Origin of the sequence: Sphingopyxis sp. LK2115 (genome assembly GCF_014595975.1) — a bacterium.
Classification (GTDB): domain Bacteria; phylum Pseudomonadota; class Alphaproteobacteria; order Sphingomonadales; family Sphingomonadaceae; genus Sphingopyxis.
The window spans coordinates 1-14,469 of the sequence record NZ_JABWGQ010000021.1; the positions used below are offsets into that span (position 1 = coordinate 1).

The window sequence follows — 14,469 nt, forward strand, 5'->3', positions numbered from 1 at the left end:
TGCCGTTCTGCTCGCAGACACGGCCGAAGATATGGCCGATCCATCCCAGTGTGCCGCCCTGGTCACGCTGCACGAACTGCACGCCGTTGTCGGTCAGGATGGTGTGGATCCTGTAGGGAACCGTCTTGATCAGCACGCGCAGGAAGGCTGCCGCGGCGAGCTTGGTCGCCCGTCGATAGATGCGGGCGAACACCAGCTTCGAGGTGCGGTCCACCGCGACATAGAGGAATCCTTTGCCGCCTTCGTAGCGCAGTTCGGCGATATCGATGTGGAAATAGCCGATCTCGTACTTCTTGAACTTCTTCGGCTTCTCGCGATCCGCCTTCGGCAATCGGCTGATCCCGTGCCGCTGCAGGCAGCGGTGAAGCGACGAGCGCGTCAGGTTCGGGATCACGTCCTTCAACGCGATGAAGACGTCATCGAGCGGCAGCCGGGCCTGCACCCTGAGCGCCACGATCGCGGCTTCTTCCATCGGCGACAGCACGGTGCTGCGCCGTTCCTTCGGCCCCACCGGCATGTCCTCGACCGACGGCCGGCTGCGCCACTTGATCACCGTCTTCTCGTTGATCCCGTACCGCTTCGCGAGCTGCGCGGCCGGAGCTTGCGATCGCTGTAGCTCCGCTCGAACGGCGTGCGTGGTCTTGGCGCTGCCGTGTAGAAGCTGGCCCATAATCCCTCCCGCTGTGACGATGACAAGCTTACACCATCACATGCTGGGACTAAACACCTAGTCGTGACAACTGCCCAGCCCGAGATGAAGCGGGAATGTTATGGATGGCTCCCCTTCTGGGAGGGGCGGCAGCCGTACACAAATAGATCCACAGCTTGCCTCATTCGGGCTGAAGAGGTTTCATTGTGACTGGTCACTCCCACTCCAAGAGCGGCCCGACGAAAAGGTGACAAAATGACGCTGGATATAAACTGCTCCGCAGCAAAATTCGCGTCTGACACCCTGATTTCTCCCCTCTCCTCGGCTTTGCGCAAAACCTCTGCCACCAATCTCGTCGTGCGTCCTACGCCGAATTCGTAAAGGTTTCGCGCTAAAGCGGGAAAACGTGCAGCCTCAGCCATTACAACGCGTTCCAACGCGACATGAATGTCGGTAAGCATCCAGGATAGCAGTTCATCGGACAGCTCTTCAAGCTCGGGCCGAACGTCGCCATGTTCGGGAACGTGCTGTTCGAGGAAGGAGAGCCGATCCTCGATTTCCCTGAGTATTACCGCCTCGAAAAGCAGCTTTTTGCTCCCGTAACGGGCGTACAAAGTGCGCTTGGAGATGCCTGCTTTTGCAGCAATCCGTTCCGCCGTTGAACGACCGAATCCGTCGGCAAAGAAGACATCGCGGGCGACACGGAGAATTTTCCTCGAAAGTGCTTGCGAGGCTTGTCGAGTAGGCCTCCCTGTTCGTCCGGAAGCTTGTTCTTTGGTTTTTTGGGTCGACGTCATGCCTCATCTTGGCCATACCTTGTCCGCGCTGCAAGCGTAGAGCGCTTTGCATTGTATAGCCCGCCCCCGCGAGATTGCCCGGGCTTATGCAAGACCCACGAGGCCCGCTGAACTTTGCCTGCCTGAAAGGATCGCTGCCGTTCGCAGGGAATGGACGCAGTGTGATCTCATCTAGGCGAGTTGGTTACGATACGCTTCGCGTAAGGCCTTTTTGTCGATCTTTCCCGTTGCAGTGAGCGGTACTGTCGCGAACAGGATGTCGTCCGGCAGCCACCAACGAACAACCTTCGTCTCCAGATGCGCGCGAATTGCGTCGGCTGTGACGGCTTGACCTTCATGCGTTTCAATCACGAGAAGGGGTCGCTCTTCCCATTTTGGATGATATACGCCAACGACCGCGGCGACCCGGACGCCGGGGTACCCAACCGCCGCATTCTCGATATCAATCGAGCTGATCCATTCGCCCCCGGACTTGATCACGTCTTTCGCGCGGTCGGTCAGCCGGAGAAAGCCGAAGCGATCGATCGTACCTATGTCCCCGGTGTCGAACCAGCCATCGCTCCCGGCGCCCTCAAAATCGGGGAAATAGCGATCGACGACCCACGGTCCGCGGACCTGGAGCGCACCCGCCTGCTCACCGTCCCAGGGGAGCGGCGTGCCATCGCCGTCGATAATGCGCAGTTCGATGCCAAATTGCATGCGACCCTGCTTCGTCAGCAGGAGATCGTTCGCGAAATCCTCGCCTTCGGCCATCAGGAGCGGGGAGGGCGTCGAAATCACGCCGAGAGGATTGGTTTCGGTCATGCCCCAGAGCTGGAGCACAGTGACACCATATTTGGCGCGGAATGTCTCGGCCATCGCCCGCGGGACGGCCGAGCCGCCAATCACGAGGCGCTTGAGATTGCCGACCCCCGTCCCCGTGGTGTCGAGATGAGCGAGGTACATGGTCCAGATCGTGGGCACACCGCCCGAAAAGGTGACGCCCTCTTCGTTGATCAGATCGGCGAGACTGGCACCGTCCATCCTGTCGCAAGGAAGCACTAGCTTGCAGCCGTTAATCGCTGCCGTGAACGGAAGTCCCCATGCCGTCGCATGATACATGGACGAGCAGGGCATGATGACATCAAAAGCGCTGAACCCGAAGGCACTGCTCAGACCGGCCGCCATCCCGTGGAGAACGATTGATCGGTGGCTGTATAGGACGCCCTTGGGGTCGCCCGTCGTCCCCGAAGTGTAGCAAAGAAATGCGGCTGCCTTTTCATCGAAGCTCGGCCAGGTGAGGGCCCCGTCCTGGCGTGCCAGCAACGCTTCATAGTTCAACGCGTCAGCAACATCTGGCGCGGTCGCTCCGCGATCCGCGAGAAGGACATAACGCTCGATACCTGGAAGGAGAGGGCGCAGCCGTGCGACGAGCTCGGCTAGATTGGGCTCGAAGAAGAGAATGCGGCTGCCTGCATGAGCGATAGTAAAGGCGATTTGCTCGTCGCTGAGACGCGGGTTGGCAGTGTGCAATACAGCGCCCATGCCCGGCGCCGCATAGAAGAGTTCGAGGTGGCGGTGCGTGTTCCAGGCGAGCGACGAGACGCGGTCGCCCGTTGCAATCCCGAGGACACCAAGGGCCTGCGCAGCCTGACGCGCACGCTGATCGCAGCGGTGCCAGTCATACCGCCAAACCGGCTCATCGACAGCCTTCGAGACGATCTCCCTCTCGCCGTGCGCGCGCGCGGCATATTCCAATATTCCGCTGATCAGCAGCGGCGCGTCCTGCATCAATCCCCGTAACATGCTGCATCCTTCTTCGCCCCACTGCGGCGTCGCGTGCAAGGTTCCGCCCCTCGGGTATGATTGCCGCGCGGGCTGTCAATAACCGTCATCATTTTGGTCCAGCGGCAAACTCCACGTGCCGCGTTTCCATTCGGCCAGCAATTCTCAATGATCATATTGCAGCGGCACGGCCTAGGTTCGATCGGCCCCGACATGTTTTCGGCCGCGTTTCAAATTAGTCACTCGCCGCTTTCAGCAACAGTGACAGGAACCGCCAATCGGACCAATCGCCTTTTTCCCCCGCCGCCAAAGCCGCCAGATCGAGTTTCGCCTGCCTAACGATTGTAAGCCGAAGCGACGGAATGATATAGAGGCGTTGATCGCCCGCGCCGGCGGCGACGACCATATCCGCCGGGAGTTCGTTGGCATGACTGGTGATATCGGTGGACCGGGTAACAATATCGACAGCCGGCGTGCTACGGGGCAACCACCAGGTGAGACCGTAGGCCGGATTGGCCTGGCTACCCTTGAACAGCTCGGCGAACGCCAGTTCATCGACAAGCGGCTTGCCGTCGAGCTTCCCACCGCCGCGGACGAACTCGCCGATCTTCGCCCACTCGGACGCTGCCAGCACGAGGCCCTGCGGCATGAGCGGTGCGCCATCGGGGCCGCTGCGCCAACTGCCTATGGTAACCCCAAGCGGAGTGAGAATGCGCCGCTCCACATAATGGCGAGCGTTGCCGTCTTGGCCCTTGGCAACGAGCTTGCGCCGCATGATCTCTCCAAAGATTTGCATCGGGGCGGGACCATATTGGAATTTGCTGCCCGGCGCCGCCGTGAGCGGTGCCTTCACCGAGTCCAGATACCCTTGGGCCCTGCCGACGGTCGATGCCTGGCCGCCCGTCATCGACAGCAATTGCCGAAGCGTGATCTGTTCCTTTTTGGGGTCGCCCCTCCATTCAGCGAGTGTCTCCGATGCCCGCTCGTCGAGGGTTAGAAGTCCATCCTGTGCGCCCGCCGCCGCCATCAGCCCGACAAGGCTCTTGGTGCCCGACCAGAGTTCCTGCGGCGTCGCGATGTCTGCCGATCGGCAGCGCACTTTGCCATCTTCAAGTATCAGCAGCGCAACGCCGGAATTAGCCTCAGAATAGGCGATCGCTTCGGCACAGCCGGGAAGAGGGGCGGGTTCGCCTGCCGCGGCTGGCTGTGCCGCAACCGCGGCTGCGAAAAAGAGGATGGTGCGCTTCAAGATCCGACTCCGATTTTCCGATGCTTGTCATTCTCCATATTATCGATAATAAATTCATTCGCAATCATCGATTGCTCGTGTGCGCTGCCCGATTAGGATGGCGCCGCGAGCAGGGAAAGCCGAACGGAGAGACATGGCCGCGACGAAGACCGACGACGACAGCGCGCCGACGCAGGACCGCGTGATCGCGCGCCTTTTGACCGACGACATCGTCGAATGGCGGATTCCGCCCGGATCGTGGCTGCGCGAGCGCGAAATCGCCGCGCGCTTCGGAGTGAGCCATGCGCCGGTGCGCGAGGCGTTCCGGCATCTCGCGCGGATCGGGCTTGTCAAGGTCGTGCCGTGGCGCGGCACCTATGTGATCGATATCGACGAGCATGCTGCGAACGAGGTCTATGAACTGTGGAAATCGCTGTTCGGCGTCGTTTGTCGCCTTGCGGCCGCCGAAATGACCGACCGCGACGGGCGCGAACTGATGCACCGGCTTGTCGAATATAAGGATGTCACCCAGCGCACCGACAATACGTTCGAGCATATCAAGGTCTCGAACCGCATCGGTCGCTTTATCGCCAAACGCAGCAATGCGCCGCTCGCGCTCGAGCTCCTCGATCGGGTCGCGCTGCTCGCGCGCTGGCAGCACAATGTCTATACTGACAGCTATATCGAGACGCATGGCAACGAGGCGGCGAAGCGATCGGCCATCCTCTACGACGCGCTTTGCCGCCATATCGTCGCGCGCGATGGCGATGCCGCCGATGCGGTGGCGCGCGATCTGATCGGGGTTACTCAGAATAGTTTTGGGCGCGCACTCGAGGAATATAAGGCCCGCCACGCAAAGCCTAAGCCCAGCCGCCGCCGCGCAAAAGTGACATGAGCCGTCTCCCGACCGACCGCCGCACCTTGCTTAAGGCGGGCCTCGCGGCGCCGATCGCATTGCAGGTTGACTCCGCTGCCGCTGTATCCCTGGATTTGACCATGTTCGGCCCCGGACGCCTCTTCGCCGACGTCCAAAGCTATGCCGAGGCCGGCAACAAGCAGTCGGGCGGCGCGGGCGATCGCTGGACCGCCGACTGGACAGCGAAGCGGCTGTTCAGTGCCGGATTCGAAGTGGATCGCCAGACGTTTGACGTGCCTTGGTTCGAGGCGTCGCATTGCGAACTTACGCTCGGCGACCACACGATACCGCTCGTCGCACAGCCGCTCGCCGTCGAAACCGGCGAGGCCGGTCTCGCTGCGCCGCTGCGCCTCGCAGAAATCCCTGAACGCCTCGACGGCGCGATCGCCGTCGTGCGCCTGCCTTTCCGCCGCTGGTCGAGCCTCGTAGATCGTGCAGTGCGCGAGCCGCTCGCCGATGCGCTTGCGCGCGGTGCGAACGGGGTCATTCTCATTACGACTGGGCCGACGGGCGAGGCCTTGCTCCTCAATGTCCCGGCCGGTCATCCTGTATCGGACAAGCCACTTGCCTTGCTCGCGCCGCGACTCGCCGCCCCGGTGATTGAAGCCGCGCGCCACGGTGCCGCGGCGAAATTAGCGCTTCGCGGGCGCGGTGGGATTCGGGCAGCGCAGAATATAATCGGGCGACGCGTTCGCTCCGGTCGCCCTTGGCTCGTCGTCTCTACGCCGCGTTCAGGCTGGACCGATTGCGCCGGCGAGCGGGGGCCGGGTATCGCGATGTGGCTCGCGCTTGCCGACTGGATGCCCCGAGCGTTTCCGCAACACAGCCTGCTCTTCCTGTGCAACAGCGGGCATGAATATGAGAATCTCGGTGCGAGCCATATCGCCGACAAGGTGGGTCCAGCCCCCGGCGAGACCGCTTTCTGGTTTCATCTCGGCGCCAATGCGGCAGCACGTGACTATCAGGAAATGCCGGGGCGCTTGCTGCCGCTGCCAAGCGCCGATCCCTATCGTTTTCTCATGACATCGCCCGAATTCGTGACGTGTGCGCGCGAGATATTCAAAGGCCAGCCGGGGTTGGAAATGGCCTATCCTTCGGCGGAAGGCACAGCGGGCGAACTCTCGGAAGTGATAAAGGCCGGCTACGTGCGTCATGCCGGCATCTTTGGCGCACACCGTCATCACCACGCTGTGACCGACGATTTATCGACGGTCACACCTGACCCCCTTGCCGCTACGGCGCGGGGCGTCCGCGACCTGCTGAGCGCCGTCGTCTCTTAGACCAGCGAACCACCTGCAAAGACATTGCGCTTTCCGGCTTGACTTGCCGACGGTTTTGCACAAAATTATCGATAATAATTGCGATAACAAGATGGGGAGAGTGACCATGGGACGCAGAGCGAACCTTCTTTTCTGCACGGCCGCGATTTGGGTAGCCGTCGCTCCGCCTGCTTTCGCTCAAGACGCACCGTCCGAAGCTCTTCCGGACGCGGCTGAAGCGGATGATGATGGCGCCATAGTCGTAACGGCGCGCCGCCGCGAAGAGCGGCTGGCCGATGTGCCGACCGCGGCGTCGGTCATCGATATCACGTCGCTCACCGATCGCGGCGGCGCCACGGGCAGCGGCGAACTCCTCGCCGATCAGCCAAGCGTTCGCTTCAACAATCTGAACTCGTCCGTCACGTCGGAGATCTCGATCCGCGCTTCGTCGACCGCGCGTGCCACCAATGGCGACCCGAGCGTCGGGCTCTATCGCAACGGTGCCTATATCGCCGGCGGTCCGGTGGGCGGTCGCAACTTCACGCGGCTCGACCTGCTCGACATCGGCCGCGTCGAGGTTCTGCGCGGGACGCAGGGCGCGCTGTACGGCCGCAACGCGGTCGGCGGCGCGATCAATATCATCTCGGCCGAGCCCGAATTCGATCTCTCGGGCTGGGCGAGCGCGCGCTATGGCTTCGAGAACAACAGCTTCCAGACGCAGGGCGCGATCAATGTCCCGCTCGCCGATGGCCTGGCGATCCGCATCAGCGGCGATCTCGTCGAGCAGGACAAGGGCTTCTTCTACAATCCCGACAACGACGTCTATTTCGACCAGCAGAAGGGCCACGGACTGCGCGGCCAGATCCGGCTGAAGCGCGGGCCGGTCGACGCGATCATCACGGCCGAGACCCAGCGGCTGACCACGCCGACGATCCATTACCAGATATCCATTCCCGCGGGCACGCCAGGCTTTCCCGGCGGTTATACGCAGGATCGCTTTCGCTACCCCTGGAACACCGCGCCGCGCGCCAGCCAGGACGTGGACGGCCTTCAGGCGCTCGTCCGCGTGGATCTGGGCGGTGCCGACCTGACGTCGACAACCTCCTTTCGCAAGCGCACGTCCGAATATGATCTCGACAATGACGCGATCAGCCCCGCCGAGCTGGCGCGTGCGCGCGCCGCGGGGCAGATCGGCGCTCTCACGCCGCTCGATGCCAGCACCGCGTCCTACGTCGTCGACACGACCGACAATTTTTCGCAGGATATTCATGTCAGCGGGGCGAGCGATCGCTTCACATGGCTGGTCGGCGCCGAAATGCTGTTGCTCGACAGCGATTTCTCGGTGGCGACGACGCGCACGCCGACGCTCGCCAATCCGTCGCCGGGCAATATCGCGCCCGCGCGGCTGCATTTCGAAAGCTATGCGGCCTATGGCTCGCTCGGTTTCGACATCACCGACAGCCTCAACCTGACCGGCGAACTGCGCTATACCCGCGACAGCCGGAGCATCTCGGCGCGGCTTTACGATTTGGGGACTGGCCTGCCCACCGGCGGGCCATCGCGGATCATCGACGACAGCATCAACGCCGACAATCTCTCCTACAATGCGACCCTCTCGTACAAGCTCACGTCGAACATCCTCGCCTATGGCAAGGTCGGCAGCAGCTATCGGGCCGGCGGGTTCAACACGCGCCTCTCCGATCCGCGCGCGCCGAGTCCTGTGCAGGTGCTGTTCGGCAACGAAAACAGCACGTCTTACGAAGTCGGCATCAAGGGCAGTCCGATCCGCCGCGGCTATTTCGCAATCGCGGGCTATTACACCGAGCTTGAAGACCTGATCGCGCAGGTCGACGATGGCTGCGCGCTCACCAATCCGGCGTGCCCGATCGCCGCGGTCGCCTATCTAACCAACGCAGGCGATGCGAAAAGCTGGGGTATCGAGGCCGAATATAGCCAGGGCTTCGATCTCGGCGAAGGCAATGGCCGCCTCGCCTTGAGTGGCTCGCGGCAAGAGGGCAAGGTCAAGAGCGGCCGCTATGACGGGCTGGACCTTGCGCAGGTTCCCGACTGGCTCGCCTCGGCCAACCTCAATCTGCGCTACCCGGTCACCAAGGATGTCGCGCTGACCAGCAATGTCCTGATCAGTGGTCAATGGGGCGGCAAACAGGAGCTGACAGCGACCTCGGTCGACCTCGATGATTATGTCCTCGTCAATCTTCGGGTCGGCGTCGACTTCGGCAAGATCAGCGTCAGCGCGTTCGCGAACAACGTCTTCGACAAGGTTTATTTCGTCGCGCAGGCGCCGACGATCAACCGGTACAGCCAGCCTCGCGTCGTCGGCGTCGAAGGACGCATTTCTTTCTAGGTCGCGCTCCCGTCCGCGGCCTCCAGCCGCTGGTCGGGAAGGGTAGGAGGGCGCAATGCGGCATTTGGTGATGGCAGCACTGTTCGGTGCCGCGATGCTGACCGGATCGGTGTCTGTCGCGGCGGCGGAGACGGCCCCCGCGGCGACAATCGCGCAGGGGCGCCTTGCGGGCGCGCGCACGGGGGACGTCGAGCGCTTCCTTGATATTCCTTTCGCCGCCGCACCGGTCGGCGCTCTTCGCTGGCGGGCGCCGCAGGCACCGCCGCGCTGGCGGGGCGTCCGCGATGCCGCAAAACTCGGCCCGGCTTGTCCGCAGACGGTGCGCCCCGCACTTGTCGCGGGCGGGGTAGCCGAGCATCAGTCTGAGGATTGCCTCCAGCTGAACATCTGGCGCCCGGCGGGGGCGCGAAAGCTGCCAGTGATGGTCTGGATCCATGGCGGCGCCCATGTGGTCGGTTCGGGCACCTTCCCGGTTTTCGACGGCACCGCCTTCGCGCGGCAAGGTGTGGTTTTGGTGACGATCAACTATCGGTTGGGCGCGCTCGGTTATTTCGCCCATCCCGCGCTCAGCGCGGCCAAGCCGCGCGGCGAGGCGCTCGCCAATTACGGCCTGATGGACCAATTGGCCGCCCTGCGGTGGGTGAAGAAAAATATCGCCGCATTTGGTGGCGATCCGCGCCAGATCACCTTGTTCGGCGAATCCGCCGGGGCGATCGGAGTGACGACGATCCTTGCCCAGCCCGAAGCCAAAGGCCTGTTCGCCAAGGCGATCGTTCAGTCGGGCGTTGGTCTCCTCGATCCGCGCCCGCTTGGCGAGCAAGAAGCGCTAGGCGCGGCGTTGGCAGCGCGCGCAGGTGCGCCGCCTTCAGCATCGCTCGACGCGCTTCGCGCGCTGCCCGCCGCCGCGCTCGTTGCCGCTGGCGAGGTCCGGACGCCGGGCGCGATGACCGGCCCCATCCTCGACGGCGACCTGGTACGCGAAGCGCCTTGGCGCGTCTTTGCGCGTAGCGAGCCGATCGACGTTCCGCTCCTCGTCGGCGCGAACAGCAACGAGGCGAGCGTCATCCTTGCCATGGGCGTGCCGCCATCCCCCGCGCTCGCCTATCTAGGGCGCGACCAGGCGGCGGGCCGGGCCGCCTATGGCATGGGGCTGGCCGATGATGAACTGGCGCGCCAGGTGTTGGGCGACGCCTGGTTCGTCGCCCCGGCGCGCTGGCTCGCGGCCCGGACGGCGGGAGGGGCGCCTTCGTATCTCTATCATTTCGACTATGTCGCAGCGGCGCGGCGCGACCGCGCCAAGGGCGCCGCGCACGGGTCTGAAATCCCCTATCTGTTCGGGACGCTCGACTATTTCGCGTCGGTCGCCGGCGCCGTCGGTGACGAGGATCGCCGCTTCGGCGAAGGCATCGCCGCCTGCTGGGTTGGCTTCGCCAAGACGGGCGTTCCTGGCTGCGCACTCGTTCGCGACTGGCCGCGTTACGATGCGGCAAGCGACCGTCTCGCAAAATTTGCGCCCGAGTCTGGCGTCGTCGCCGGCTTTCGCAAGGCGCAGCTCGACCATCTGCTCAATGTTCACTTCGGGAACGGCCAGCCCAGGCCCTAGCCCGTCCGGCCGCGCTAGGCCCTCCGTTTCGACGATGTGCAACGAAGCTGGGAGAGAGAAAATGGCTGGAAGAACGAAATGGATGTGGCTTGCCGCTGGTGCGGCGATGGCTGGGGCTGCGGCCTTTGCGGCGCAGGGCGGGTTCGGGGGCAACGGCGGCGGCGAGGCGCGTCCCATGGTGCAGCTTCCGCCTGCGGCGCCCGCTGCTAAAGCGTCGACGTCGGCGGCATCGGCGCCCGCGGCCGCCAGCCTTTCGGCCACCGTCGGCGGTTATACCTATGACTGGACCGCGTTACAGTCGGCAATCGACGCTGATACCGAGGTCGATAACGGCTATTTCATCGTCGGGAATGCTTCGGATCCCGACTATCTCTTCGCTTACGAGAAGGGCAGCTTTGGTATCGATCGGGTGACCCCGCTTGCGTCGGCCTCCAAATGGTTCGCCGGCGCGCTGGGGATGCGCATGGTGCAGGCTGGCATCGCGACGCTCGACGATCCGATGCGGCCGCCGCTTGCCTTCTGGACCACGATCGGAACGAAGAAGGATGTCCAACTCAAGCATGCGCTGTCGATGACGTCGGGCTTCAATGCGAGCCCGCTCGTTGGCGGCTGTCAGCTGCTTCCGGCCATGACGCTCTACAATTGCGCGAAGAGCATCCACGATTTGCGCTATGATATTTTGCGCCCGGGCAACGCGCCCGGCGCGCAATATAGCTATGGACCGCACGGCCTTCAGGTCGCCGCTGCCTATCTGGAGGCAAAGGATATAAGCATCGCGCCCGGCACGTCACCGGCACGCCAGCGCAATTTTCACGAACTGTTCGCGCAGCATGTGACGACCCCGCTCGGGATGACGAGCACGACCTGGTATGACCCTGCGGGAAGCGCTCCCACCAACCCGTGGGTCGCGGGCGGCGCCTATTCGACGCCGCGCGACTATGCGAAACTTCTGCGTGCCTTCCTTGGCGGCAGCTTTATTACCGATATGACAAGCTTCACCCAGCAACGTACCGCAGGCTTGCCGCGCGTTTTCGTGCCGGCGAGCGCGGGCAATTGGGAATATGCGCTCGGCTCCTTTGTCGAATGCGACACGCCTTCGGCCTGCGCGACGTCCAAGATCAATTCCTCACCGGGTGCCTATGGTTGGACCGGCTGGATCGATCGCGAGACCGGCTATTACGCTTTGATCGCCACCGAAATATCGAGCGGAGGCGACCGGAAAGGCGTCGAGCTCGAACAGGTCATGCAGGATCTGATCGAGGATGCGATCGCGAATCGCACCCCGGCGCCCTGACCTGACCCAGCAGTCTAGTCACGCAGCACAGGAGAACTTGATCTCCATGCGCTGCGTGGCTGGCCTGTCGGACTAGGCAAAGTCGACGGCTCAAAGGCGAGCGGCCAAACCCGCGTGTGACCGGCAGGGAGCCGATTTGACTGAATGGCCGATGCGCGGCCGTCCGGTCGTGGGTTCGGCCTAGGGACACGTCGCCAAAAAGCGTGTCGCTGCCGCCACTGCCTCGGCTCCGAAAGCTGCTGGGCATGCATCTGGCCGCGCAGATTGGCTCGCCTCGGGCGGTTATCAGGCGACGTAGGCCCCTCTACCACTCGCCACCAAGGTTCCGTCTGCGGCTAGGATCCGGGTAGCCGCGACGCTTATCTGCCGCCCTAATTTCACCGGGCTGCCGATCGCGCGAAGCGGCCCCAGCTTGGCCGGTCGGTGAAAATCCACATGGAGGTCCGCCGTCGCCCGCGCAGCACCCCCCATCGCGATGATCGTATAGAGGCCGGTCAGATCGATCAAAGCCGATACGATGCCACCATGCGCCGCGCCGACCGTCGGATTTGAGATGATTTCGTCTCGCCAAGGCATGGAGATCACCAACTCGTTGGCGCCGACCTCAGCGATGCTGAGCCCGAGCCAGCGGTGAAAAGGGGCCAGCGCCAATAGGTCACGTAATTCCTCAAGCCCCGGGACGGCGGGGGCATTCATGATTTCATTTCCGCTTCATGGATGCCGAGCAAAAACTCTAGGATCGATTGCCCGAAAGCGTCGTTCTCGTCCCCCACCACCATATGAGTCGCATTCGCAATGTCGCTATACGCCATATGAGGGACAAGGCCCTGGAAATGCTTGACGGCTTCCAGCGAGACGAGATCGCTTGACCCGCCGCGGATCAGATGCACCGGCAAGGTCAAGCAGGCAGCGGCCGCGCTGAGCTCGGTGCGGCCATGGTCGCTGGAAACGCCGCCGCCCTGCTGCGTCACTCTTTCGATGAAGGCGGGGTCCCAGTGCCAATAGAAGCGTTCATCGTCCTTGCGGCGCAGATAGTGTGCTAGCCCGGCCGAAGCCTTCCGGCTGGGGCGATGGGGCAGATAGTCGGCAATGACCTGTGCGGCCTCTTCCACCGACGCAAAACCATCGCGCGCATGCGCCGCCATGAAACCGACCACGCGGGCGACGCCGCTCGGTTCCATCTGAGGTGTGACGTCGACCAGCGTCAGCGATCCGAAACTTCCCGGTGCGCATTTTCCCTCGGCGATGATCCCGGCCAGGCCACCAAGAGACGCGCCAATCAGCGCCGGTTTGCTCGCCGTCGCCGCAGCGATCTCGACGAGATCGGCCGCAAAATCGGAGATATCATAGGCTCCGTCGCTGGCCCATGCACTCTCGCCGTGCCCGCGCATATCGACTGCGATGGTCCGGAAACCATGGCTCGCGAGCCGGTGGGCTACCGCCCTCCATGCCCTTCGGGTCTGTCCGCCGCCGTGCGCGAGGATTACCGGTAATCCGAGTTCCGGGCCATCAACCGACGCTGCGATTTCATGGCCCGCTTTCCCGGCAAGCGTGATCGACTGATCAATCATTCCACGATCATACTATATCATATCTTACAGTAAAGGGTTTTCAGAATATGATGTTGGCTCTACAGTCCATGACGATGGTTGAACCTCGCAATACAAGCGGCATCTCTCCCGCGAAAAGTCTTCTGACGGCCTCAGACGAGTTTGTCTTTCTCATCGAGGAAGTGCCCCGCAAACTGCGTCGGAAGTTTGATGCCTCAACGGCGCGCTTCGGATTGACGCGAACCCAGTGGCGCGCGCTCGTCTATATCTATCGGACCCCGGGCATGACCCAAACCGACCTCTCCAAATGCCTCGAACTGGAGCGTGCCAGCGTTGGCCATGTTGTCGACCAGCTGGAAAGAATGGTGCTCGCGGAACGGCGCGCTGCCAAGGGCGACCGGCGCGTCTGGGAACTTCATCTTTTGCCCCGAGCGATCGAAATCCTGCCTCAGCTGCGCGCCGAAGCCGACATGATCTACGCGCGACTGCTCCATATGATTTCCCCAACTGAGATACGCGCGATGCGCTCATTGCTGACGAAAATGTCCGGCAATCTCGAAAGCGGATCGGAAGACATGCCTCCTCGATAGGAGCCGTGGAAGATTTGAAATGGCCGACGCCATTCATCGTCAGCAAGCCGATATCCCCAACTGGCACCGCTCGCGTCTGAGGCGGCGCGCCGCGGCCGTTCTGCCCCCGCTGCATCAGGTTGCCAGCACTGACGGCTAACTAATTGCGAATATCGCGGCACGGAGCCCTACCTGCCTCCCGCCGTGTTGCAGAATAGTCCGATCGAGCCGGCAATCGTTCGGCGGTGAGCGCCCTCCCGCGAGGCGGGCCGCTCTTGGCTTCGCGTGCCAGCGCCAATTGACCGACGAGCTATTTCGTGCAACGAGTTGTCTACCAAGAAACGAACCTCTGCGTGGAGACCGACATGGCTCAACCCGAGCGCTTCATGTGAGGGCGGATTGCCGGTGCTGTCCGCCGTCAGCACCAATGGCACAGATTTGAGGTTGTGATTTAAGGAGGATTTGGGCTTCGTCG

12 protein-coding genes are annotated in these 14,469 nt (G+C 62.9%); 6 read left to right on the forward strand and 6 right to left on the reverse strand.

Annotated features, from left to right (window positions below):
• From HUW43_RS03625 to HUW43_RS03640, 4 genes are all read right to left on the reverse strand, one after another.
• A partial coding sequence (locus tag HUW43_RS03625) for a DDE-type integrase/transposase/recombinase (protein WP_188236136.1) occupies positions 1 to 670 on the reverse strand: 670 nt, incomplete at its 3' end.
• Positions 671 to 768: 98 nt separating this feature from the next.
• A complete protein-coding gene (locus HUW43_RS03630) occupies positions 769 to 1,446 on the reverse strand; it encodes a TetR/AcrR family transcriptional regulator (protein ID WP_039575391.1) in 678 nt (225 codons plus the stop codon).
• 171 nt (positions 1,447 to 1,617) lie between these two features.
• Positions 1,618 to 3,231 (reverse strand): long-chain fatty acid--CoA ligase, encoded by a 1,614-nt coding sequence (locus HUW43_RS03635; protein WP_137865749.1) that lies wholly within the window; start codon positions 3,229 to 3,231, stop codon positions 1,618 to 1,620.
• A gap of 214 nt (positions 3,232 to 3,445) precedes the next feature.
• Positions 3,446 to 4,459, reverse strand: a complete 1,014-nt coding sequence (locus tag HUW43_RS03640; protein ID WP_052208266.1) for a serine hydrolase domain-containing protein — start codon at positions 4,457 to 4,459, stop codon at positions 3,446 to 3,448.
• 133 nt (positions 4,460 to 4,592) lie between these two features.
• Here HUW43_RS03640 and HUW43_RS03645 point away from each other — a divergent pair, with 133 nt between their 5' ends.
• From HUW43_RS03645 to HUW43_RS03665, 5 genes are all read left to right on the forward strand, one after another.
• A complete protein-coding gene (locus HUW43_RS03645; protein ID WP_052208263.1) occupies positions 4,593 to 5,333 on the forward strand; it encodes a GntR family transcriptional regulator in 741 nt (246 codons plus the stop codon).
• A gap of 26 nt (positions 5,334 to 5,359) precedes the next feature.
• Positions 5,360 to 6,634: a hypothetical protein gene (locus HUW43_RS03650; RefSeq protein ID WP_188236137.1), complete on the forward strand. Its 1,275-nt coding sequence runs from the start codon at positions 5,360 to 5,362 to the stop codon at positions 6,632 to 6,634.
• Between the two features lie 277 nt (positions 6,635 to 6,911).
• Entirely contained in the window at positions 6,912 to 8,978 is a 2,067-nt protein-coding gene (locus HUW43_RS03655) for a TonB-dependent receptor (protein ID WP_176473446.1), read from the forward strand.
• Positions 8,979 to 9,048: 70 nt separating this feature from the next.
• A complete protein-coding gene (locus HUW43_RS03660) occupies positions 9,049 to 10,581 on the forward strand; it encodes a carboxylesterase/lipase family protein (protein WP_223181258.1) in 1,533 nt (510 codons plus the stop codon).
• Positions 10,582 to 10,642: 61 nt separating this feature from the next.
• On the forward strand, positions 10,643 to 11,875 hold the full coding sequence (locus tag HUW43_RS03665) for a serine hydrolase domain-containing protein (RefSeq protein WP_136173728.1): 1,233 nt from the start codon (positions 10,643 to 10,645) through the stop codon (positions 11,873 to 11,875).
• Positions 11,876 to 12,160: 285 nt separating this feature from the next.
• Here the strand turns inward: HUW43_RS03665 and HUW43_RS03670 are convergent, their stop codons facing one another.
• The gene (locus HUW43_RS03670; RefSeq protein WP_054588691.1) at positions 12,161 to 12,571 is read right to left on the reverse strand and encodes a hotdog fold thioesterase; all 411 of its coding nucleotides are present in this window, start codon (positions 12,569 to 12,571) and stop codon (positions 12,161 to 12,163) included.
• Positions 12,568 to 13,446, reverse strand: coding sequence for an alpha/beta fold hydrolase (locus HUW43_RS03675; protein ID WP_039575377.1), 879 nt, complete (start codon positions 13,444 to 13,446; stop codon positions 12,568 to 12,570). The genes HUW43_RS03670 and HUW43_RS03675 overlap by 4 nt, the downstream gene beginning before the upstream one ends.
• A 68-nt stretch (positions 13,447 to 13,514) precedes the next feature.
• Here HUW43_RS03675 and HUW43_RS03680 point away from each other — a divergent pair, with 68 nt between their 5' ends.
• Positions 13,515 to 14,015 (forward strand): MarR family winged helix-turn-helix transcriptional regulator, encoded by a 501-nt coding sequence (locus HUW43_RS03680; protein ID WP_223181259.1) that lies wholly within the window; start codon positions 13,515 to 13,517, stop codon positions 14,013 to 14,015.
• Positions 14,016 to 14,469: the final 454 nt, after the last annotated feature.

Bases quoted from the DNA above. Each gene is read 5' to 3' on its own strand.
- HUW43_RS03630 (WP_039575391.1), bottom strand. From the start codon at position 1,446: ATGACGTCGACCCAAAAAACCAAAGAACAAGCTTCCGGACGAACAGGG.
- HUW43_RS03635 (WP_137865749.1), bottom strand. From the start codon at position 3,231: ATGTTACGGGGATTGATGCAGGACGCGCCGCTGCTGATCAGCGGAATA.
- HUW43_RS03645 (WP_052208263.1), top strand. From the start codon at position 4,593: ATGGCCGCGACGAAGACCGACGACGACAGCGCGCCGACGCAGGACCGC.
- HUW43_RS03660 (WP_223181258.1), top strand. From the start codon at position 9,049: ATGGCAGCACTGTTCGGTGCCGCGATGCTGACCGGATCGGTGTCTGTC.
- HUW43_RS03665 (WP_136173728.1), top strand. From the start codon at position 10,643: ATGGCTGGAAGAACGAAATGGATGTGGCTTGCCGCTGGTGCGGCGATG.
- HUW43_RS03670 (WP_054588691.1), bottom strand. From the start codon at position 12,571: ATGAATGCCCCCGCCGTCCCGGGGCTTGAGGAATTACGTGACCTATTG.
- HUW43_RS03675 (WP_039575377.1), bottom strand. From the start codon at position 13,446: ATGATTGATCAGTCGATCACGCTTGCCGGGAAAGCGGGCCATGAAATC.
- HUW43_RS03680 (WP_223181259.1), top strand. From the start codon at position 13,515: ATGACGATGGTTGAACCTCGCAATACAAGCGGCATCTCTCCCGCGAAA.